Consider the following 19,145-nt stretch of genomic DNA (forward strand, 5'->3'; position numbering starts at 1 on the left):
GTAAGTAGGGAGGCGTGAATATGTCAGAGAAGTTGCGTTTTGTGGAAGAGGTAGTTAACGATCTCAAAGACAGCGGCTTGTACAATGATATTAAGGTAATCGGCAGTGCCCAAGGGGCCTGGATTGAGATTTTGGGCCAGAGGGTTCTCAATTTATGTTCTAACAACTACTTAGGCCTCGCTAACGACCCGCGTCTATGTCAGGCTGCCAGCGAGGCCATTGCGACTTTTGGTGTGGGCCCTGCAGCAGTGCGTAGCATCGCCGGCACGACGGCACTACATGAGGCCCTAGACAAGCAAGTTGCTCAGTTTAAGCGTGTTGAAGCTGCACTGACACTGCAGTCTGGTTTTATGGCCAATGTGGCTGTTATACCAGCTTTAGTGGGTAAGGGCGACACCATTGTCTCAGATGAGCTCAACCATGCCAGTATCATTGACGGTGCACGCCTAAGCCGCGCCGAGATAAAACCATACAAACATAATGACATGTCTTCACTAGAGGCTATACTCAGTGAAATCAAAACGGGGCGCATCTTGGTCATCAGCGATGGGGTCTTCAGCATGGACGGCGATATTGCGCCCTTGCCAGAGATCGTGGCCATAGCTGATCGTTTCGGCGCCATGACTATGGTAGACGATGCCCACGGCGAAGGTGTTTTAGGCGAGAACGGGCGAGGCATTGTGGACCACTTTCACTTGCATGGTAAAGTTGACGTAGAGGTGGGCACTTTTTCTAAGGCTATTGGCACCATTGGTGGTTTTGCCGCAGGTAGCACTAACCTTATCAATTATCTGAAGCAAAAGGCCCGTCCTTTCTTGTTTAGCTCCGCACTCACACCCGCCGATGTTGCTTCAACCTCTAAGGCGATAGAAATACTGACCGAGAGTGGCGCACTGGTCGAAAAATTATGGGAAAACGCTGCCTACTTCAAAAGCGGTATGAGCAGCCTAGGTTTTAATATCGGCATTAGTCAAACCCCCATCACCCCAGTTATGCTAGGTGATGTGCAGTTAGCGACGCAATTTAGCCGTGAGCTGTTCAAACGTGGTGTCTTTGCCACAAAAATAGGTTTCCCCACCGTGCCGCATGGTAAGGCACGCATCCGCGCCATGATCTCTGCTACCCATAGCCAAGAAGATCTCGACTTCGCCCTCGCCCAATTCGCCATCGTTGGCCGCGCCCTCTCCGTCATCTCTTAACCTCCCCAATCCCCCCCTTTCCCAGTTCTCGTCTCTATCTTCTTGTTTCCTGCTTCTATCTTCTTACCTCTAACTTCTTGCCTCTTGTCTCTTGTTTCTTATCTCCTGCCTCTTGCCTCTTCTATCTAACCTCTAGTTAAGGCGGTGTCGTTTGAAAAAGATATACATCAGAGATCTTGCCGTGGGCATGCAAATCAAGAGTCCTTTTATTGTGGTCGATAGAAGGCTCATCAATTACACCCGCAATGGGGCACCAGCTTGCGGGCTCGTCCTGACGCTCGGGGATAGGACGGGCAAAGCCTCGGCGGTTACCTGGCACGAGGCCCTTGTCAAAGACTCATCCTACCGCAAAGATGATGTCGTGTTGGTCATGGGTAAGGTGCAGGACTACAAAGGCGAGAAGCAAATTTATCTGGAAGAAGTCTCTAAGGCCAACTTGGCAGAAGTGAACGCCGAAGATTTTTGTGCTCCTCCACCACGGCCCATAGATGCGATGTGGCGCGAGCTAGAGGGGTACATGGCGACCATCAGTAATCCCTATCTTAAAGCGCTGCTAGCGGCTTGCTTTGCTGACCCGCAAATTAAACATGCCTTTTGTCAGACCCCTGCCGGACGCGAAGTCCATCATGCCTACACGGGGGGTCTCTTGCAACATACTCTAGAAGTTATCTCTTACGCGGAAAAGATGGTTGAAGTGCAAGGCAATTACCTGAATCGAGATTTGCTTCTAACGGGCGCAATTCTCCACGATTATGCTAAAGTGGACGAATACGAGCTGCGTGCTTTTACATATGACTTTACGGACCGCGGGAGGCTCATCGGGCATCTCGTACTAGGTTCGGAAAGAGTCGGTAAACTTGCTCTGGGCATAGAGAACTTCCCCCCGTTGCTTCGTGATGAACTTCAGCACATGATCTTAAGTCATCACGGGCACCGCGAATGGGGTTCTCCTGAAGAACCCAAGACCGCTAACGCCGTGGCCTTACACCTGGCAGATCTCACCAGTGGGAAGATAGGGCAGGTAGAGCGAATCATTAAAGACACTTTGTCGCTTGGCGAACGTTGGTCCGCCTGGGACAAGCGACTAGAGTGCGCAATTTTAGCAGCTAACTGGGGAGGCGAGGATCATGAAGCGTAATCTGTCCATTCTCTTGGTTGTCGTGGTCGTGGGCATCGTTTGGTACCTGTCTAGACCGGCGGTTCCCGCTATAAAGTCTGTCGCACCGCTTACCGAGTTCCATCAGGCCATCGAACGAGGGCGCCCGATTTTCATTATGTTTACGAAGACGGGTTGCAGTTCCTGTGTGGCCATGTATCCCATTGTGCAAACCCTCAAGGATGAATTTGAGGACCGTATGGCGATGATTGTTGCCGACATCGGGGACGACCAAGGCTGGGAATTGTCCAGAGAGTTTGACTTTAGGGCTGTACCGCACTTTATTGTGATTGGCAATCAAGGGGGCCAAGATACCTATACCGGGCACACAACGGCAGAACAACTACGTGGAATGATAGAGGCAGCGTTGGCGTGGGCGCCTTAGAGACTTTGCAGTCCCTGCTGACGGGCAATTTTCCGGTGGCCTTGTTGGCCTCTTTTTTCGCCGGACTACTCACAAGTTTTTCTCCTTGTGTCATTGCCATGTCTCCTGTAGTGCTCGGCTATGTTGGTGCCTATGGTGGTAACAATAAATTGCGCAATTTACAGTTAGTCGTGTTCTTGGTAGTCGGCCTAGCAGTGGCCTTTGCCATACTCGGGCTCATTGCTGCGCTCATTGGGGGTATTTTCGGTCAGCTTTCTGACGTAGCGCCGCTAGTCCTCGGAGCCGTGCTGATCATTGTGGGGCTAAACTTGATGAAACTAGTTACTATTCCAGCCCTTGGCCTAAAGAAATGGCCAGTCCGCGTCAGCGGCAGAGGCGGCGCATTTTTGACAGGGCTCTTTTTTGGTGTGGCGGCCTCGCCATGCGCTACTGGGTTTCTGGCCGTTATTATCAGCCTGGCAGCGGTCTCGGATCGCCCCCTGCAGAGTGCAGCCCTGCTCTTTGCCTACGGCCTAGGACATGGCGTCCCCCTCATAATCGTGGGACTGACCGCCGGAACTATTAAATCGTTGCGTCAATTTAGTCAGTACTGGGATTATTTCTCTTATGTGGCAGGGTTGCTGTTCGTCGGTGTTGGTGTTTACCTGTTTGCCTTGTGGCTGTAGTCATAGTCATAACGTAGTTCGACAAGAACCTGTGAGTCTTTCACAGGTTTTTTGCTATGGCATAAACTAAGGCAAAAGCAACAGGGGGTGGAGAAATATGAGGGTGCTATTCGCCCTGCCCCCAGCGCCAGCAGTTTCAGGGTTGTCCCTAGTGCGAATCTATGTCCTTCGCCTTGCGGCTGCTCTCGTTCGGCGGGGAATGAGTGCGTATGTGCTAATGCCACATAACACAGAGCCATCCTATCCAGAGGTGGCAGGGCTCAAAGTAATCTACTGGCCAGACAATGACAATCCGAGTTTGCGTGCCATCCTGAGGGAGATTCGACCCCATGTCGTGCAGGTAGAAAACCGCCCGGAGCTAGTACCCGACATTCGCCAGGCCTTTTCTGGGCAATTGGTGCTCAACTTGCACCATCTATGGCCCCTAAGGAGGGAAAATATATCGCGAGATGCCTTGCGCGTGGCGCTATGCCTCGTAGACCACATTGTACTCGGCAGTTACTATGAGAAGAGTCTCTTCTTGGGTCGGTTTTTTGGTTTGCGCTGTCGCACCCATGTGGTCTATCCGGGGGTAGATGTGGAAGAATTCCGACCGTATACCGGCGACGCCGTACTGCAGCGCGAGAGAACCCAGTGGCGTCAGCGCCTTGGTCTAGCAAAGCAGGATTTTGTCGTCCTCGCGGTGGGCCAGAGTGGCGCACAGTCGGGAATAGACATCGTTTTGCAGGCCGCCAAGCTAGCCAATATCAGGCATCTAAAGGTGCTCCTTGTGAATGCCAATCTCGATGACTTATCGACTACGGGGTATGTGAACCCAAGCTTAGCTCCTGCTCTAATTGCTCCCCCTGCTCGCCTATTTGACACCGCTAATGCGCGCGATTTACCCGCCCTCTACCGTGTTGCCGATGCCTTTGTCTCACCCAGTCAGGTGCGCACTTCACTGGGCATGGTCAACTTGGCGGCACAAGCGTCTGGCTTGCCTCTAGTGACCGGCCTGCGCGGAGGTATTGTGGAGATGGTGGACCATAGGTGGACGCTTCTCTTGCGCAAGCACGGTGAGGCCAGTGCTTGGGCCAACGCCCTGCTTACCATTCTGCGAAGTGAAAGACTGCAGACGGAGATGGCCTTTCGTGGTCGAGAATTTGCCAAAGGTTTTGGCTGGGAACAGAGCGCACGGGGCTTTTTGCCGCTCTATAGTGGTTTTGCGCCACCCCGACCCTTCGGTTCCAGCTAACTTTAGCGCGTAATAGTACGAATTGTGTCGCAAAGAAATGCTTGGCAATTTCGTGGCAAAATGTTATCATTTTATCAAAAGACAGGAGGGTGATGGTGGTGTTTGTCACCTTGGTTAGTACGGAAAAACAAGTCGCTGCCATAGTCCGTTTGCGCGATGATAGCCAGGTAGAGATTGCCACCGAACAAAAATCACTCTCCGAACTGCTAAGTCAAATCTATCGACCCATGATGACCCCCATGGAGTTCGCGCTGGCCAATCACCTGCTCAACGGGTTTCGCGAGCTTGGCATTACTTGGGAAGTAAGGCTGAGAGAAGAAAGTATGTGTATAGAGTAGGTGCCCGCAAACTGTCGACGCAGTTGTCGGCAGTTTTTTGTTTGAGGCCGAGAAGAAACTTAAGTGTTGAATGTGGTTAGCGAGTCTAGGGTGTGGTAGAATGGGCAATGGAGAGTGCAGATGCGGAGGGGTTTTTTATGCGCGAAATCATCAAGTTAAGTCTAATACTTGCCATTATTTGCTCTGTTGCCGGCGCGGCATTAGCAGCCACCTATTCTGTAACGAGCAATATCATCGCTGAGCGGCAGCAGGCGGAGTTAAATATGCGCCTGCAGGAGCTCCTACCACTCGCGGATACTTTCACCCCTGTGGTGGCCGATGGCGTGACTTACTACCTGGCAACCCGCGCGGGGCAGCCTGCAGGGGCCGTGATGGTGGCGGCGGGCAGGGGATATGCCGGACCCATAGATTTGTTGGTGTCTTTTGCGGCTGATGGCAAGGTGCAGGGTGTTAAGGTCACCGGTCACAGTGAGACGGCGGGCATTGGAAATCGGGTAGAGACGCCAAGCTTTTTAAGACAGTTTGTTGGCAAAGAACAGGGGCAACCAGTTGCTATCGGCCAAGACATTGTCGCTGCTACAGGCGCTACAGTCTCGGCGCGTGGGGTCGCGGCAGGCGTGCGCCAGGCCATTGCCGACTTTAATGTGCATGTACTACGCGCTCCCCCAACTATTGAAGAGTTCGACTTGTCGCGCGTGCGCGATGGCGTATATAAGGGAGAAGCTCCGGGCTTTTATGGCCCAGTCACGGTTGAGGTCACCGTTCTCGGCAGCAAAATCACACAAGTCACGGTTAGCCACGTTGATACGCCAGAGGTGGCAGATGAGGCTGCGGAGATCATTCCGCGTCGCATAGTTGACAAGCAGCATTTTCGGGTCGATGTAGTGTCAGGAGCGACCGCTACAAGTGAAGCCATCATGCTGGCGGTGCGAAATGCAGTACCAGAGCCCGTCTTAGAAATTAGCGAGTTGGCAGATGGCGAGTATGAGGGTGAAGGCGAAGGCTTAATGGGCCCCATCCGGGTTCGCGTTACAGTACAAGGTGGTAGGGTGGTCAACATCGGAGTTCTGGCGCATAGCGAGACGCCCGACTATGCTGCCCGTGCTTTTCCGGTGATCACAGCGGCGGTCATGGAGAAACAGGCTCTGCAAGTTGACGTCGTGAGTGGAGCGACCGCGGCGAGCGAGGGGCTACTGACTGCACTCAAAACAGCTCTAGAAAAAGCGCCGCTCAGGTAGCGCAAGTAGTATTTGACTGATTCATTAAGCTACCGTCTAGGGTGGTAGCTTTTCACTTTTTGGAGGTGGCAATGTGCCCAGTTGGAAACGCAGGTTAGGCTGGACTGTAGTCCTGTTCTTAACTTGGATACTATTTGCCCAGAGCTTTCATTGGCAATCGCTGATAACCGGGATTGTGGTAGCTTTTTTTGTCACAATGTGGAACGATGATTTGCTCCTTAGTCTAAGCAACGACTTACATGTAGAGCGTAGGACTATGGTCCAGTGGTTTATGTTTGCGGTGTGGTTAGTAATTGATATATGCAAAGCCGCCTGGCAAGTAGCTGTGGTTGCCTGTGCGTTTCGCATGGACATACAGCCCCAGTACGTAACGCATCCCATCAAAGTGCATGAACCTGCCATGCGCATGGTTCTGGCCAATAGTATTACTCTGACACCAGGCACCCTTACTGTGGAGGCTCCGCAAAAGGGTGAGTTTGTGGTGCATGCCCTGACGGACGCGGCGGCCGAGGGCCTCAAAGACTGGCACATCGAGAATCGTCTGGTGGCCATAGAGAGGAGACTGCCTAGATGACATTATCGGCCTTGCTCATCACCTGCCTAGGGTTAGTTCTGCTCACCTTTGCTGCCCTCTATCGCGCTGTGGCTGGGCCCACACCGGCAGATCGGGTGGTGGCCATTAACGTGATTGGCACAAAAACCATGGTCGTACTCATATTAATTGGTTATATTTTTCAGGAGGCTCCGTTCTATATCGACGTGGCCATGGTCTATGCGCTTATTAGTTTCTTGCTGACTATTGGCGTTGCGCGCTACCTCGAAAAAGGCACCATTGTGTGAGGAAGGAGCAACAACATGATTAACTTGCTTGCTGAAATCATCGGCGTTGCCTTTCTATTGGCGGGGTTCTTTTTCTTTGCCGCCGGCACGCTTGGCCTTATTCGTTTCCCCGATGTCTTGACACGCATGCATGCCACCACCAAGTGCGATACTTTGGGCGCAGGGCTGATCCTGGTGGGGCTAATGTTCTTTTCGGATTCTGTCTACCTTATGTTGAAGTTGGCCGTAATTATTGTATTTCTGTGGATAGCCAACCCCACCGCCGCGCACTACATGGCTCGCGCGGTCTACCGCACCGAAGGGAGTGACGACAGTGCTGGCAGCGATTAATATCCTCCTTTTGGTATTTTTGGTGATTTGTGCCGTTGTCGTAGCTCGCATCAAGGATTTGCTCAGCGCGGTTATCATTTTTGGGGCTTACAGCATGGTCATGTCTATTATTTGGCAGCAGCTTCACTCGCCTGATATCGCGATCACGGAGGCAGCTATTGGTGCAGGCGCTACGTCGTTGCTATTCTTGGCCGCTATTAGCCGCACAAGGAGGCATGAAGAATGAAAAAAGTTTTGCCCGTACTTGTACTGGCGGCCATTGGCGTTTTGCTGGTCTTGACTGTGGCCGAAATGCCGACCTTTGGCGATAGCTATGCCCCGGCGCACCGCGGAGTTATGGACAAATACTTGCAAGATAGCGCTGTGGACACGGGGGCGATCAACACAATTGCCGCCATCATTTTAGACTACCGCGCCTACGATACTTTGGGAGAAGCTACTGTGCTTTTCGTAGCTGTTTTGGCTGTTACTGCGGCGCTTCACGGGGGCGGACATCATGCATGATCTCATTCTTGAAGTTGTAAATCGCTTACTCTTGCCTTTCATTCAGCTTTTCGGCATGTACATTCTCTTTCACGGCCACCTCTCCCCTGGTGGAGGCTTCTCGGGTGGTGCCGTCATCGGGGCAAGCTTAATACTTTACAGCTTGACATTCCGCTTTGCTAAAGTTAAACACCGCATGGACCATGACACCTCGGTCTTTTTTGAGGCGGCTGGTGCGCTAATTTACGTGGGGATAGGCTTTGTCGGCCTGTTTTTTGGCTACAACTACCTTACCAACAGAGGTGTTTTTCCCCTCGGCGTACCAGGGCAGCTATGGAGTAGCGGCATGATTCTCGTCATCACCCTCGCCCTAGGGGCCAAAGTGAGCGGCACGATTCTGTCACTATTCCAAGAACTCTTGGAAGGGGGGAGTGATGAACATGGTACTCCTTGAACGGCTGTACACTAACATCTACTACTTAGTTGCGGTGGTGCTCTTTGTCATTGGGTTTCACACTATGCTCACTCACAAGAACCTCATCAAAAAATTGATGGCTCTAAATATCATGGATACCGCCATTTTTCTCTTCTTTGTGGCCATTGGGTATCGTCAAGGCGGGCAGGCTCCTATACTCGTGCCTGGGGTCGAGAAGTTTGTCAACCCAATCCCGTCCGCGCTAATTCTCACTGGTATAGTTATTTCTGTGAGCTTTACCGCCTTTGCGCTGGCACTGGTGGTCCTCCTTTACAAACACTATGGGACCCTTGATTCTGATGAAATAATCGCGATTAGAGGCAAAAAACATGTTTAGTATAAGTCATGCCCCTATTCTTATGGTCGTTACACTACTCATGACTGCGTTTGTCGTGCCGCTTGTGCGTAAGAACATGCGCCTAGCCAAAGGGCTTTTTCTTGGCGCCGGTCTCATAGTTGTTGCGCTAGCAGTATTAATTACCTTAGAGGTGCTACAGTCTGGCACCATGATTTATGCGGTGGGGGAATGGTCTGCACCGCATGGTATTGAGCTCGTGGTAGACGCCTTCGCGGCCTATGCTTCTTTGGTAGTTTCTGTTATTTCCTTTATTATATACTGGTTTATCGTTTTTGCCCCCCGTGAAGTCAACTATGAGGCGGGCTACTATGCCTTGATTCTACTACTGTCCGCGGCTATGCATGGCATTGTCATGGCTGGTGATATCTTTAATCTCTTTGTCTTTGTCGAGATTAGTTCACTGGCAGCGGTCGCTATTATTGCGGTAAAGGGAACTAAGGAGAGTATCGAGGCCAGCTTTCGTTACCTGATGTTGAGCGCACTTGGTTCAGGGGGGCTCTTGTTTAGTATCGCCCTGCTCTTTATGATAACGGGGCATCTTAACATGGGCTACATGAGGGTAGCTCTCGCTACCACGGCAGGGCAGTACCCCTTGAACCTGTTGACGGCCCTAGCCTTTATGGTCATTGGGCTAGGCGTCAAGTCAGCGCTCTTCCCCCTTCATATCTGGTTGCCTGATGCCCATGCTAATGCCCCTACGGGCTCGAGTGCACTGCTCTCGGGGCTTGTCGTTAAAGTATATGTTATTGCCTTCATGCGCATCGCCTACATGTTGCTTGGCATGGATCTATTTTATATCTTGCCACTTCGCCAAATTCTCCTTGTTTTGGCGGCACTGGCCATTATAGCTGGCTCCGTATTCGCCATTGTGCAGGACAATATTAAGCGCCTTTTGGCATTTTCTACTGTTGCACAGGTTGGGTACATCTTTCTTGGGTTTTCTTTGCTAACCGCAAGGGCAGTAGAAGGTGCAATTTGGCACATTCTTATCCATGCCATCATGAAGACATTGTTGTTTTTGGCTGTTGGTGTGGTTATACAGCAGAGTGGGTACAAGAAAATCTCCCAGGTACATGGCCTGGCGCGCCGCATGCCGTTGACTTTTGCCTGCATCACCCTAGGTGCTTTGTCTATGGTCGGTATACCGGGTACAGCGGGTTTTATCTCCAAGTTGTATCTCGCGCTAGGAGCGCTCGATGCTGGTCTGGTTATTTTTGCCGTACTAATTCTTATTAGCAGTCTCTTGTCTGCAATCTACTATTTTCCCCTCATTATTACGGCCTACTTCGGACATGATGCTTCGCCGGATGTTAAGGAACCTAGTCTCGCCGTGCGCTTGCCGCTGGTCATTCTTTCCTTGGCAATTCTATTTTACGGCCTCATGCCCTCGATGTTGCTGCCTTTAGTGCGTCAAACGGCCTTGCTGATAACGCGTTAAATTTGGAGGGTTGGTCATGAGTTTGTTACTTCAGTCGCCAGTTTTGGCGGTTATTATTCCCTTGCTGTTCTTTGTCGTCATTTACATGGTCGAGCGGCGCTCTTGGCGACTGCGCAATGCACTAGCTGTGCTCGCCCCACTCGCCTCGTTTGTGTTTTTAGCGAGCAACTACTCCCGTGTGCTCGCGGGAGAGAGAGTCTTGATTGAGTTTCCTGCGATACTGCCGCCACTAGGCATGTCTTTTAGTGTAGACTACCTCTCGCTACTTGTGGGTCTTGTGGTGTCGGGAGTGTGGTTCTTAGTGGCAGTCTATTCTACGGAGTACATGGTCAAGGAACATGCCAAGAACCGCTACTATCCCTTCTCGACCCTGACCTTGGCAGGAACCATGGGAGTGGTACTCAGTGGAGATCTGTTTACGCTCTTTTTGTTCTTTGAGCTGATGTCTCTCTCGGCGTATGTATTGGTAGTTCATGAAGAAACAGCCGAAGCCATGCGGGCGGGGTATAAGTACCTGGTGCTCACTATTATCGGCGGGCTAGCCTTGTTTTTTGCCATTATCGCCGTCTTCGAAATTGCGGGCACGGTCTCTTTTGCCTCCGGTGGCTTTATTGCCGAGGCCAGCGGACTAGCAGTACTAGCCTTCTATGGCTTCCTTATTGGCTTTGGTATCAAGGCAGGGATAGTTCCCTTGCATGTCTGGCTGCCCGAGGCACATCCTGTTGCTCCTAGCCCAGCTAGTGCTTTGCTTTCGGGCATTATGCTTAAGACCGGGGTTTACGGCCTCATACGTGTTGTCTTCAATGTATTCGGTCACGAGGTAGTAAGGGCGGGCGGTTTGGATACAGTTCTGCTAGGTTTAGCTGCCGTGACAATTTTTCTCGGCTCAGCGGTAGCCATCGCCCAAGATGATATAAAAAGGCGTCTTGCCTATTCGAGCGTTGGACAGATGGGCTATATCTTGCTCGGCATCGGGCTTTTGCAGGAGAGGGCTTTAATCGGGGCCATTTTTCATATCTTTGCCCACGCCATCATGAAGGCCACACTGTTTTTGTCGGCTGGAGCGATTATCTACAAGACCGGCAAGAGGCGTGTATCGGAGTGGCGAGGCCTTGGCCGCGAGATGACGGTCACCATGGTCTCCTTCACCGTAGCCGCTCTCTCCATGATTGGCATTCCGCCCTTGGTTGGTTTTGTCTCGAAGTGGGAGTTGGCCCTAGGGTCACTTGACGCGGGGAGCTGGGGCTTTGTCATCCTGCTCTTGCTCAGCTCACTGATGAATTTTATCTACTACTTCCCTGTCATTCAAAATACCCTTTTTGGCGAGCAACACGCAGCCAAAGAGGTGTCCCCCAAAACTCGTGAATTACCTTTAGCCATGCTTGCGCCCATTGTCTTCATGGCTCTGGTCATTGTTTTTGTCGATCTCTTTCCGCAAAGCGGGGTGCTTGACTTGGCTAAGCGGGCAGCCCAGGCACTATTTCTCGTTGTTAAGTAAGGAGAGGGAAGATGGATTCTCTGAACTTGTTGCTCTTAACTCCGACCATCATTCCCATTCTAGGTGCGGTGCTGATTTTATGCGGGACGGTGCGTTCTTGGTTGTGGCCTCGCCTTGTGGCGGTGGTGGCAGGGCTGCTTACGCTCTCCTCTACTGCTCTGATCTTCCAGCTCGGCCGAAACGGCACTGTACTAGAACTCAATCTACTTCAAGTCGTAGACTATGGACTGAGCTTTCGTCCCTCCTTCTTGGGGTCGACTCTGGCCCTGCTTGTCGCGGGGTTATGGGTGCTGGCGACCTTGTTCGCAGCTTCTTACCTGCAACACACACATTCGCCGCGGCGTTTTTTCTCTTTTTTTCTCCTCAGCATGAGCGGCTGCCTTGGCGTATTCTTGGCCGCGGATTACTTTACCCTCTTTGTCTTCTTTGAGTTTATGACCTTCACGGCCTATCCCCTAGTCGTTCATGCGGAAAACGATCACGCTCGCCGAGCGGGGGATATCTACCTCTACATGAGCGTCGCTGGTGGGCTAGTACTGCTATTTGGCGTCTTGCTACTGGTTTGGACGACGGGTACGGCCGAGATAACGCCGCAGCTGCATGTATTGCTGGAGAGAGGCGTCAACCCCTATGCCGTGGCCCTGATGTTTGTCGTAGGTTTTGGGCTCAAGATGGGCCTTGTTCCCCTCCATATCTGGCTGCCCTACACATACACCTCTGCCCCTGCCCCGGCAACGGCCATGCTTTCTGGTGCCATGAATAAAACTGGCGTCTATGGCCTGGTGACTTTTTTGACCATCACTCTGGCCGGCAATTCCGCTACTCTCGCGAGTGCCGCTGCACGCGTACAGGAGAACCTCGGCTTGGTGTTAATGGTGGTGGGGCTGGCCACGATGTTAATCGGGGGCTATCTCGCCTTAATTCAAAACAACATCAAGCGCCTGCTGGCCTATTCGAGCGTTAGCCAGATGGGCTACATACTGCTGGCAGTGGCCTCAGTGATGTACCTCACCAAGGAAGGTGGCTTAGCTCACACGGCAGCCGTCTACCACGCCTTCAACCATGCCTTGTTCAGCACAGCCTTGTTTCTTTTGGCAGGCGTAATCTATCTTGCCGCAGGTAGCCTCCACTTGGAACGCCTGGGTGGCTTAGCACGTTTCCTGCCATTTACGGCGATTACTACTCTTATCGCCGCCTTGTCTGTACTGGGACTACCTGGTTTCGCTGGCTTTGGTAGCAAGACCTTAATCCATAAAGCCCTCGTAGCCGCAGCAGAGCATGGCGCCAGCCCGTGGTTGCTCCTAGCTGAAAAGCTATTTGTCGTAGGCAGTGCCATCACCGCCGCTTACTTCATCAAACTGTACTTGGGTGTGTTTTTTGGCCAGTTTAAAGGTGAGCGCCTGCGTAGCCGGCACGAAGGATGGCTCTCGCGGGGGGTTCTCACCCTCTTAAGTGTGAGTATGTTACTTGTCGGCGCCTTTCCGGGGGCTGTTATGCGTTTCTTTAGCCTTGCAGCGGAAGGAACCCTGGTTAATACAGCCTACTTGGCCAAGAAGCTGCCAACTATCAATTTTTGGACGGCCTATGCCTACGGTGGGGTGTTTTGGCCCTTTGTCATAGGTGCGGGTTTGTATATTTTGGCCAAGTACAGTGGCCTGTTTGGCTGGCGTTACCCGAAATGGCTGTCTATTGAGGGGGTTATTTTTCGTCCGGCCTACCAGGCCTTCCTCATTTTTTGCTGTCGCTACGCCACTAAGGCCGATGGGGGCATTTGCGATGTCTATGACAGGGGTGGTACCATTTCTGGCCGTTTGTTGCGTCGTGTCAAGAGGTTTGACGACCTCATTGATGAAGGCTATGATGCGGTGGGGCACGGCACCACGCAACTTGTTGAACAGGCTAGGCAGCTCGATCAGGGCGTGGGCAAGATGTACAAAGTTGCGGGGCAGCGTGCGCAGGCCGTTGCACAGACTATGAGTGCTCTTGACGCTAGTGTGAGTGTTGGCTACGCCAAGGCCGGTGAGGCCGCCTTGCGCGTTACCGAAGGCCTGACAGAATTAGAGCAGTACGCCGAAGAGGGCGCGACTCAAGCAGCTGTAATCATCACTTCAAGAGAAGCTCTCGCTCCACGCGTCTCCGAAGACACCGCTTTCAACTTGCAGAACGTGACCATCGGGTCACTTATTGTCGCCGTGCTTTTGCTTATATTGCTGGCTATCCTGTACATCTTCGGCGGACAAGTTTTGTAGGAAGGGAGTGACAGTCTTGACCGCGTTCGACAAAAAAATAGCAGTAATCATACTGCTAGTGGCACTTGTCATGATGGCGGGGGTACTTTACAGGCGTGTTGTGACCCCACCCGGTCAACAGTCTGTCATCTTGGTTGACAACAGGGTGGTGACCACGGTGGTTCTTGCTCCTAATGCGGAGAAAAGAGATTTCATGGTGCAAGGGGTGCGGGGCGAAAGTGTTATTCGTGTCGAAGGCTCCTACATTAGCATTGTGTCCTCGGCTTGCCCAGATCAGCTCTGTATAAAGATGGGTCGTAAGAGCCGCCCTGGCGAGGTCATCGTCTGCCTGCCTAACCGAGTGGTAGTCAGGATTGAGGGCAATGAGCACTAGCTTGCCCGGCCACAAAACCACTGGCAAACGCCCAGTGTAAATTGTAGCCCCCGCAGCGACCGTGCACGTCGAGAACCTCTCCGGCGAAGTAAAGTCCCCCTTGCACTTTGGAGCACAGGGTGGCGGGGTCGACCTCATCTAGCGGAATACCCCCCCAGGTTGTCTGTGCTTGTTCCCAAGTGTGGAGCCCAACAATGGGAAAATCCCACCAGAAAAGCTGGCGGCTCAATCGTGCTAGCTCGGCCCGCGACAGGTCTCCGGCGAACTTCTTATGTTCTAAGCCAGCTTCTTTTAGAACAGGGAGGCAGAGCTGGTGGGGGAGGTAGCCTGCGAGCGCCTCGCTCGGGGCCTTGAACGAGAGTTCTCCCAGGTAATGGCGCAAGAAACCGAGCAGTTTACTTTCGGTGGATTCTTCATATGCTAACTTCAGGCGTAAAGTAAGGCCCTGGCGATGACCTATGGCGCGTGAGAGGTCAAAAACAGGGATGCCAGAGAGGCCATAGTCAGTGAAAAGAACTTCGCCGTGCTCAGAGAGGCCTAGTTCTGGTATAGCCACTGTGGCCGCCAAGCGTAGCCCCGACAAGGTCTTGAGATGTGCAGATTGTAGCCGCAGTCCTACTAGGGCGGGGGAGGGAGCGAGTAGGCTATGCCCGAGGGCTTCTGCCAGTCGGTAGCCATCTCCAGTGCACCCAAGCTTTGGGGCGGCCATCCCACCTGTGGTGAGGAGCACCCGCAGGCCTTGGCTCTGCCCTGTGCCATGACGGAGAGTAAACCCTCGTGAAGTTGCTTCGATGCTGTGCACGGGGGAACTGACCGCGGTGGCAACCCCCTGGCGCGCTAGTTCGCTTAGAAGCACAGTCAGCACACTTGCGGCCTGCTTAGTGCGAGGGTACCATCTGCCCTCCTCACTGATGATGAGGAGACCTAGTTCGCCAAAAAAACGTTTTGCAGCTTGGTTGTCAAAACGCCGTAGAACTTTTTCTGCTACTCCGACATTGGTGCTGACAAAATTATCTAACGACCAGTGGTCGTTGCCGAGGTTGCAGCGTCCATTACCGGTGGCCAGAATTTTTTTGCCGAGCTTGGCGTTTTTTTCGATGATGAGTACTTTCGCACCCCGTCTAGCGGCCACAATTGCCGCTACTAGCCCCGATGCTCCGCCACCAACAACCACTAAGTCATAAATCATAGTAAGGATTCGCCTCCTACTTCTAGTTGACAGTCGAGGTTCTCGAGGTTTGTACAAGAAAGGACTAAGATTTATGCGTGCATTAATACAGGGCTTTATTTTAGGGCTGGTCGTTATCCTTCCCGGTATGAGCGGGGGAACAGTATTTCTTATCATGGGTCTTTATGAGAAAATGATCGCCGACTTGGTGCGTTTTAACTTGCGTCCCTATGTGCCGATATTCGGCGGCATGGTGGTTGGTATATTCGTAGGGGGCACCGTTTTTGCTCTCGTGTTTGAGAGATTTCGTGATGTGACGGTGGCCTTTCTCTTTGGCAGCCTCCTAGCTTCTGTACGCGCTGTGCTTGGCGGTGGGCCAAGCCCTAGTGTGCCACGCGTGCTTGCTATGTTGGCAGGTTTAGCCGCAGGGCTCATCTTCGGGGCAGAACCCATGATGATGGCGCAGGAAGCGGTGGTGGTCAGTCCCCTTACTTTGCTCATCGGGGGTGCCTTGAGCACAGCAGCCATGGTTTTGCCGGGTGTGCCGGGTAGTTCCATACTTATTATAATGGGCATCTATGATACCATGCTCTACTATATCAAAGAAATGATACTTGGGCAGTTAGCTATTTTTGCTGTAGGCAGTGTGGGGGGCCTATTTTTACTGGCCTATGTGCTCGACAAGCTCTATGCGCGCTATCGCGATCTTTTGTCCTACTTCTTCGCCGGGCTGATCCTAGGCTCAACTAGGGCCCTCCTGCCGACAGAGTTTACTCTCTTTGTCGTGCTGAGCTTCGTAGTAGGCTTCATGGTCATGTGGCCTCTTGGCGGCAAGGGGCAAGCTACAACCTAGTATCTATACTGGGCGTCCCCTTACGGGCACCAGAGAGATTTGGGGGACGTTTTCACTGGGGTGCGTAAATACTACTACTGGGCAGCCATAGACGGCCTCAATGAGCGGAGGACGCAGTACTTCTAGGGGAGTCCCCTTAGCAGTCAGTTCTCCCTGTGACAAGACCAAGAGTCGCTCACAGTATAGAGCGGCCAAGTTTATGTCGTGGAGTACCGTAATAATGGTCATGCCCTCTTGCGACAAAGACTTTAAGAGCGATAAGAGCTCCATCTGGTGCTTGATATCAAGATGCGCGGTCGGTTCGTCTAGCACGAGTAGGGGGCAGTCTTGGGCGAGGGCGGTAGCGATGCGCGCCCGCTGCTTTTCGCCGCCGCTCAAGGTGCTAAGGTGTCTACCCTCTAGGTCGATTATTCCCGCCTTGGCAAGTGCCTGATTGACCAGTTCCTCATCCCTTGGGGTCGCGCCCTGAAGTAGTGACTGGTGGGGTAGGCGGCCTAGGTGGGCCAGTTCTCGCACCGTTAAGTCGATGCCTAGCACACTCTCCTGTTCGACTACCGCTAAGTGCTGCGCCATTGCTCGGTGCGAGAGCTTGGCCAGTGGGTAGCCAGCAAGCCACACCTCGCCACTTTGTGGGGTCAGCCAGCGGCTCATGATTTTCACTAATGTCGATTTTCCGGAGCCGTTAGGTCCTATTATTCCGGTCAAAGTGCCTTTAGGGAACTCTGCGTTAATGTTCTTCAAGACAGGCCTATGGGCGAAACTAAAAGAAACATTAGAGATAACTAGCGGGTGCATTAGATCATCGCCTTTCGGCTTCTAGCAAGCAGGTATAAAAAGAAAGGTCCGCCCACCAAGGCCGTGATAATGCCAACTGGTAGCTCTGTCGGTCGCAGGATAAAGCGCGAGGCAATGTCAGCAGTGGTCATAAAAATAGCGCCGACCAAGGCGGAATAAGGCAGCAGGCGGCGATAATTTTCTCCGCCTAAAAGGCGTGCCATATGAGGAGTCATCAGGCCCACAAAGCCAATGACGCCACTGACAGCTACTGCGGCCGCTGTGAGCAGGGCGGTAGAACACAGGAGGAGGAAACGTACCCTTTCGACATTAACCCCCAGGTGATGCGCAGTCATGTCACCTAGGCTGATGGCCGTGAGGTAGCGGTGGTAGAAAAAAGCCAGCATGTATCCCGCTACAAGGTAAGGCGCCGCCAAAACTACATGGTGCCAGCCGCGTGCCGCAAAGCTACCCATTAGCCAGAAGAGCAGGGGATGGATTCTATTGCCGCTAAAGTATACCATGAGGGAAACTAGGGCCGAAAGAAAACTACTCATGGCTATGCCTGCCAGCAGTAACCCTAAGGTGGAACGGCCAGCTACGCGGCGGGCGAGCAGTAAGACGATGAGCAAAGTGACCACAGCGCCTATGAAGGCCATGGGTGTAATCGCGCCCAGCCCGAAGATGCTAAACTGCAAGCCAAGCAGCATGGCGGAGGCGGCCCCAAGACTAGCACCCGCCGAAACGCCCAAGATATGGGAGTCAGCGAGACCATTATGGAGAAGCCCCTGTAGGACGGCCCCTGCTGTGGCCAAGCCAGCGCCCACCATGGCGGCCAGTATTACGCGCGGCAGTCGTAGCCGAAAAATAACAATGGTTTCGTAGTCCCATTCTGTAGCCGGCTGGGACATTAACTGCACCAGGGCTGGCCCAAAACGGGCAGGGGCGATATCTACCGCCCCCAGCACCATGCCAGCAAGCATTACGAGCGCCAAAACTAGGGAGAGGGTGACGACTAGTCGCCCTCTCTTTAATTTCTCTACAACCCTGACTAACGCCATAAGTCGGGGTGAAGTAGCCTGGCCATCTCGCGCAGGCCCAAGGCTAGGCGCGGACCTGGGCGCAGTACAAGGTCTTCGTTGACCAGGTAGACGCGATTGTTTGCTATAGCGGGCACAGTCTCCCAGTTCGCCCTTTGCTTAATGGCCTCCACAGTCTCTGGGCCATGCCCACGGAACATGACAGTTGGCTTTTGGGCCAGTATTTCTTCCAGTGACAAAACGGGGAAGTTGGTGGCGGCGTTGCTAGCTAGGTTGATTCCGCCTGCCCGCGTGATGAGCTCATGGATAAAGGTATTGGGTCCGGCACTGGTGATAGGGTCATGCCAGATCTCAAAGTAGACCAATGGACGGCTGCCCTCTGCTAACCCCCGCGTCTTTTCCTCCACTTCGCGCATGGCAGCGGTCAGTTCCTGCTCAATGGCTTGCGCTTGCCTTGTAGTACCTGTGGCCTGGCCCAAAAGGGCGGCGTTAGCGATTACTTGAGCAATGTTCTTGGGGTCTACAGCGAGAACCGGAATGTTTAACTGCTCTAGTTGTTCTACGACAGCCTGGTGCAGGCTAGCGGCAACGACTAGATCAGGCTTTACGCTGACAATTTTTTCTACCGAGGGGGGGCCAAAGCCGCCTACCTTTTCTTTGGTCTGTGCCAGAGCGGGATAGTTACAAAATTCAGTTACGCCCACAATTTTGTCACTTAGGCCGAGGGCAAAAAGCAACTCCGTGGTGCTTGGAGCCAGAGAAACGATGCGTACCGCCGGTTTCTCGAGGGTGATTTGGCGCCCGAAGTCATCCGTTAGGACGATAGGTCTTTGAAAAAGTGCTGTGATGGGTGCACAGCCGGCCGCAACAAGCGCCAGAATGGCGATTAGGGCCAACAGGGAAAGTTTTTTCACAGAGAGACCTCCTTAATATTGTGAGACGGTACGAAACACAAGAACAATGTAACAGTTTAGCAAGTCCACTTGTTAAGTTGCAGTACATCCCCTCTCCCATAAAGTAAAAATCCTCAACCTTGAGGTTGAGGATAGGT

Annotated in this window: 23 protein-coding genes; 19 read left to right on the forward strand and 4 right to left on the reverse strand. The window is 52.7% G+C overall.

The genetic code is table 11. From position 1 onward, the window contains the following. Positions 1–20: 20 nt before the first annotated feature. The 18 genes from KGZ92_07000 to KGZ92_07085 all read left to right on the forward strand — a co-directional run bounded on the left by KGZ92_07000 (position 21) and on the right by KGZ92_07085 (position 14,259). A complete protein-coding gene (locus KGZ92_07000; protein MBS3889028.1) occupies positions 21–1,199 on the forward strand; it encodes a glycine C-acetyltransferase in 1,179 nt (392 codons plus the stop codon). Positions 1,200–1,350: 151 nt separating this feature from the next. Beyond that, entirely contained in the window at positions 1,351–2,337 is a 987-nt protein-coding gene (locus KGZ92_07005; GenBank protein MBS3889029.1) for an HD domain-containing protein, read from the forward strand. After that, positions 2,327–2,740, forward strand: a complete 414-nt coding sequence (locus KGZ92_07010) for a thioredoxin family protein (protein ID MBS3889030.1) — start codon at positions 2,327–2,329, stop codon at positions 2,738–2,740. Before KGZ92_07005 ends, KGZ92_07010 begins: the two co-directional genes overlap by 11 nt. Continuing rightward, positions 2,728–3,405, forward strand: a complete 678-nt coding sequence (locus tag KGZ92_07015; GenBank protein ID MBS3889031.1) for a sulfite exporter TauE/SafE family protein — start codon at positions 2,728–2,730, stop codon at positions 3,403–3,405. The genes KGZ92_07010 and KGZ92_07015 overlap by 13 nt, the downstream gene beginning before the upstream one ends. A gap of 97 nt (positions 3,406–3,502) precedes the next feature. Next, positions 3,503–4,639: a glycosyltransferase family 4 protein gene (locus KGZ92_07020; protein ID MBS3889032.1), complete on the forward strand. Its 1,137-nt coding sequence runs from the start codon at positions 3,503–3,505 to the stop codon at positions 4,637–4,639. A gap of 89 nt (positions 4,640–4,728) precedes the next feature. Further along, entirely contained in the window at positions 4,729–4,977 is a 249-nt protein-coding gene (locus KGZ92_07025) for a hypothetical protein (GenBank protein ID MBS3889033.1), read from the forward strand. A 137-nt stretch (positions 4,978–5,114) separates the two neighbouring features. Further along, positions 5,115–6,215 (forward strand): FMN-binding protein, encoded by a 1,101-nt coding sequence (locus tag KGZ92_07030; GenBank protein MBS3889034.1) that lies wholly within the window; start codon positions 5,115–5,117, stop codon positions 6,213–6,215. A gap of 73 nt (positions 6,216–6,288) precedes the next feature. Continuing rightward, the gene (locus KGZ92_07035) at positions 6,289–6,789 is read left to right on the forward strand and encodes a Na+/H+ antiporter subunit E (protein ID MBS3889035.1); all 501 of its coding nucleotides are present in this window, start codon (positions 6,289–6,291) and stop codon (positions 6,787–6,789) included. After that, positions 6,786–7,055 (forward strand): cation:proton antiporter, encoded by a 270-nt coding sequence (locus tag KGZ92_07040; GenBank protein ID MBS3889036.1) that lies wholly within the window; start codon positions 6,786–6,788, stop codon positions 7,053–7,055. The genes KGZ92_07035 and KGZ92_07040 overlap by 4 nt, the downstream gene beginning before the upstream one ends. 24 nt (positions 7,056–7,079) lie before the next feature. Continuing rightward, positions 7,080–7,385 (forward strand): monovalent cation/H(+) antiporter subunit G, encoded by a 306-nt coding sequence (gene mnhG / locus KGZ92_07045; protein ID MBS3889037.1) that lies wholly within the window; start codon positions 7,080–7,082, stop codon positions 7,383–7,385. Continuing rightward, positions 7,372–7,611, forward strand: a complete 240-nt coding sequence (locus KGZ92_07050; GenBank protein MBS3889038.1) for a DUF4040 domain-containing protein — start codon at positions 7,372–7,374, stop codon at positions 7,609–7,611. The genes mnhG and KGZ92_07050 overlap by 14 nt, the downstream gene beginning before the upstream one ends. Continuing rightward, entirely contained in the window at positions 7,608–7,889 is a 282-nt protein-coding gene (locus tag KGZ92_07055) for a hypothetical protein (protein ID MBS3889039.1), read from the forward strand. Before KGZ92_07050 ends, KGZ92_07055 begins: the two co-directional genes overlap by 4 nt. Continuing rightward, positions 7,882–8,322 carry an MnhB domain-containing protein gene (locus KGZ92_07060; protein ID MBS3889040.1) on the forward strand — a complete coding sequence of 147 codons (441 nt, stop codon included), beginning with the start codon at positions 7,882–7,884 and terminating at the stop codon, positions 8,320–8,322. The genes KGZ92_07055 and KGZ92_07060 overlap by 8 nt, the downstream gene beginning before the upstream one ends. After that, entirely contained in the window at positions 8,309–8,680 is a 372-nt protein-coding gene (locus KGZ92_07065; protein MBS3889041.1) for a cation:proton antiporter subunit C, read from the forward strand. The genes KGZ92_07060 and KGZ92_07065 overlap by 14 nt, the downstream gene beginning before the upstream one ends. After that, a complete protein-coding gene (locus KGZ92_07070) occupies positions 8,673–10,139 on the forward strand; it encodes a monovalent cation/H+ antiporter subunit D family protein (GenBank protein ID MBS3889042.1) in 1,467 nt (488 codons plus the stop codon). Before KGZ92_07065 ends, KGZ92_07070 begins: the two co-directional genes overlap by 8 nt. Positions 10,140–10,155: 16 nt before the next feature. Then, positions 10,156–11,637 carry a monovalent cation/H+ antiporter subunit D family protein gene (locus KGZ92_07075; GenBank protein MBS3889043.1) on the forward strand — a complete coding sequence of 494 codons (1,482 nt, stop codon included), beginning with the start codon at positions 10,156–10,158 and terminating at the stop codon, positions 11,635–11,637. Positions 11,638–11,648: 11 nt separating this feature from the next. Beyond that, on the forward strand, positions 11,649–13,886 hold the full coding sequence (locus tag KGZ92_07080; protein ID MBS3889044.1) for a hypothetical protein: 2,238 nt from the start codon (positions 11,649–11,651) through the stop codon (positions 13,884–13,886). A 16-nt stretch (positions 13,887–13,902) separates the two neighbouring features. Further along, complete coding sequence (locus KGZ92_07085; protein MBS3889045.1) at positions 13,903–14,259, forward strand: NusG domain II-containing protein; 357 nt, start codon at positions 13,903–13,905, stop codon at positions 14,257–14,259. On the opposite strand, the gene KGZ92_07090 is transcribed toward KGZ92_07085, so the two are convergent. Further along, complete coding sequence (locus tag KGZ92_07090) at positions 14,234–15,448, reverse strand: aminoacetone oxidase family FAD-binding enzyme (GenBank protein ID MBS3889046.1); 1,215 nt, start codon at positions 15,446–15,448, stop codon at positions 14,234–14,236. The two genes, KGZ92_07085 and KGZ92_07090, sit on opposite strands and share 26 nt — an antisense overlap. Before the next feature lie 73 nt (positions 15,449–15,521). Here KGZ92_07090 and KGZ92_07095 point away from each other — a divergent pair, with 73 nt between their 5' ends. Then, positions 15,522–16,280 (forward strand): DUF368 domain-containing protein, encoded by a 759-nt coding sequence (locus KGZ92_07095; protein MBS3889047.1) that lies wholly within the window; start codon positions 15,522–15,524, stop codon positions 16,278–16,280. A 3-nt stretch (positions 16,281–16,283) separates the two neighbouring features. On the opposite strand, the gene KGZ92_07100 is transcribed toward KGZ92_07095, so the two are convergent. Genes KGZ92_07100 through KGZ92_07110 form a run of 3 tightly spaced genes read right to left on the reverse strand, consistent with a single transcriptional unit; the run spans position 16,284 to position 19,008 of the window. After that, positions 16,284–17,075, reverse strand: a complete 792-nt coding sequence (locus tag KGZ92_07100; GenBank protein MBS3889048.1) for a heme ABC transporter ATP-binding protein — start codon at positions 17,073–17,075, stop codon at positions 16,284–16,286. After that, complete coding sequence (locus KGZ92_07105) at positions 17,075–18,115, reverse strand: iron ABC transporter permease (GenBank protein MBS3889049.1); 1,041 nt, start codon at positions 18,113–18,115, stop codon at positions 17,075–17,077. The genes KGZ92_07100 and KGZ92_07105 overlap by 1 nt, the downstream gene beginning before the upstream one ends. Beyond that, a complete protein-coding gene (locus KGZ92_07110; GenBank protein MBS3889050.1) occupies positions 18,106–19,008 on the reverse strand; it encodes a cobalamin-binding protein in 903 nt (300 codons plus the stop codon). The genes KGZ92_07105 and KGZ92_07110 overlap by 10 nt, the downstream gene beginning before the upstream one ends. Positions 19,009–19,145 lie beyond the last annotated feature (137 nt).

The organism is Bacillota bacterium, assembly GCA_018333655.1.
Taxonomy (GTDB): Bacteria; Bacillota; UBA994; order UBA994; family UBA994; genus BS524.

Excerpts from the sequence above, each read along its gene's own strand:
- KGZ92_07000 (MBS3889028.1), top strand. The coding sequence starts at position 21 with ATGTCAGAGAAGTTGCGTTTTGTGGAAGAGGTAGTTAACGATCTCAAA.
- KGZ92_07010 (MBS3889030.1), top strand. The coding sequence starts at position 2,327 with ATGAAGCGTAATCTGTCCATTCTCTTGGTTGTCGTGGTCGTGGGCATC.
- KGZ92_07020 (MBS3889032.1), top strand. The coding sequence starts at position 3,503 with ATGAGGGTGCTATTCGCCCTGCCCCCAGCGCCAGCAGTTTCAGGGTTG.
- KGZ92_07030 (MBS3889034.1), top strand. The coding sequence starts at position 5,115 with ATGCGCGAAATCATCAAGTTAAGTCTAATACTTGCCATTATTTGCTCT.
- KGZ92_07040 (MBS3889036.1), top strand. The coding sequence starts at position 6,786 with ATGACATTATCGGCCTTGCTCATCACCTGCCTAGGGTTAGTTCTGCTC.
- KGZ92_07055 (MBS3889039.1), top strand. The coding sequence starts at position 7,608 with ATGAAAAAAGTTTTGCCCGTACTTGTACTGGCGGCCATTGGCGTTTTG.
- KGZ92_07060 (MBS3889040.1), top strand. The coding sequence starts at position 7,882 with ATGCATGATCTCATTCTTGAAGTTGTAAATCGCTTACTCTTGCCTTTC.
- KGZ92_07065 (MBS3889041.1), top strand. The coding sequence starts at position 8,309 with ATGGTACTCCTTGAACGGCTGTACACTAACATCTACTACTTAGTTGCG.
- KGZ92_07070 (MBS3889042.1), top strand. The coding sequence starts at position 8,673 with ATGTTTAGTATAAGTCATGCCCCTATTCTTATGGTCGTTACACTACTC.
- KGZ92_07075 (MBS3889043.1), top strand. The coding sequence starts at position 10,156 with ATGAGTTTGTTACTTCAGTCGCCAGTTTTGGCGGTTATTATTCCCTTG.
- KGZ92_07080 (MBS3889044.1), top strand. The coding sequence starts at position 11,649 with ATGGATTCTCTGAACTTGTTGCTCTTAACTCCGACCATCATTCCCATT.
- KGZ92_07090 (MBS3889046.1), bottom strand. The coding sequence starts at position 15,448 with ATGATTTATGACTTAGTGGTTGTTGGTGGCGGAGCATCGGGGCTAGTA.
- KGZ92_07095 (MBS3889047.1), top strand. The coding sequence starts at position 15,522 with ATGCGTGCATTAATACAGGGCTTTATTTTAGGGCTGGTCGTTATCCTT.
- KGZ92_07100 (MBS3889048.1), bottom strand. The coding sequence starts at position 17,075 with ATGCACCCGCTAGTTATCTCTAATGTTTCTTTTAGTTTCGCCCATAGG.
- KGZ92_07105 (MBS3889049.1), bottom strand. The coding sequence starts at position 18,115 with ATGGCGTTAGTCAGGGTTGTAGAGAAATTAAAGAGAGGGCGACTAGTC.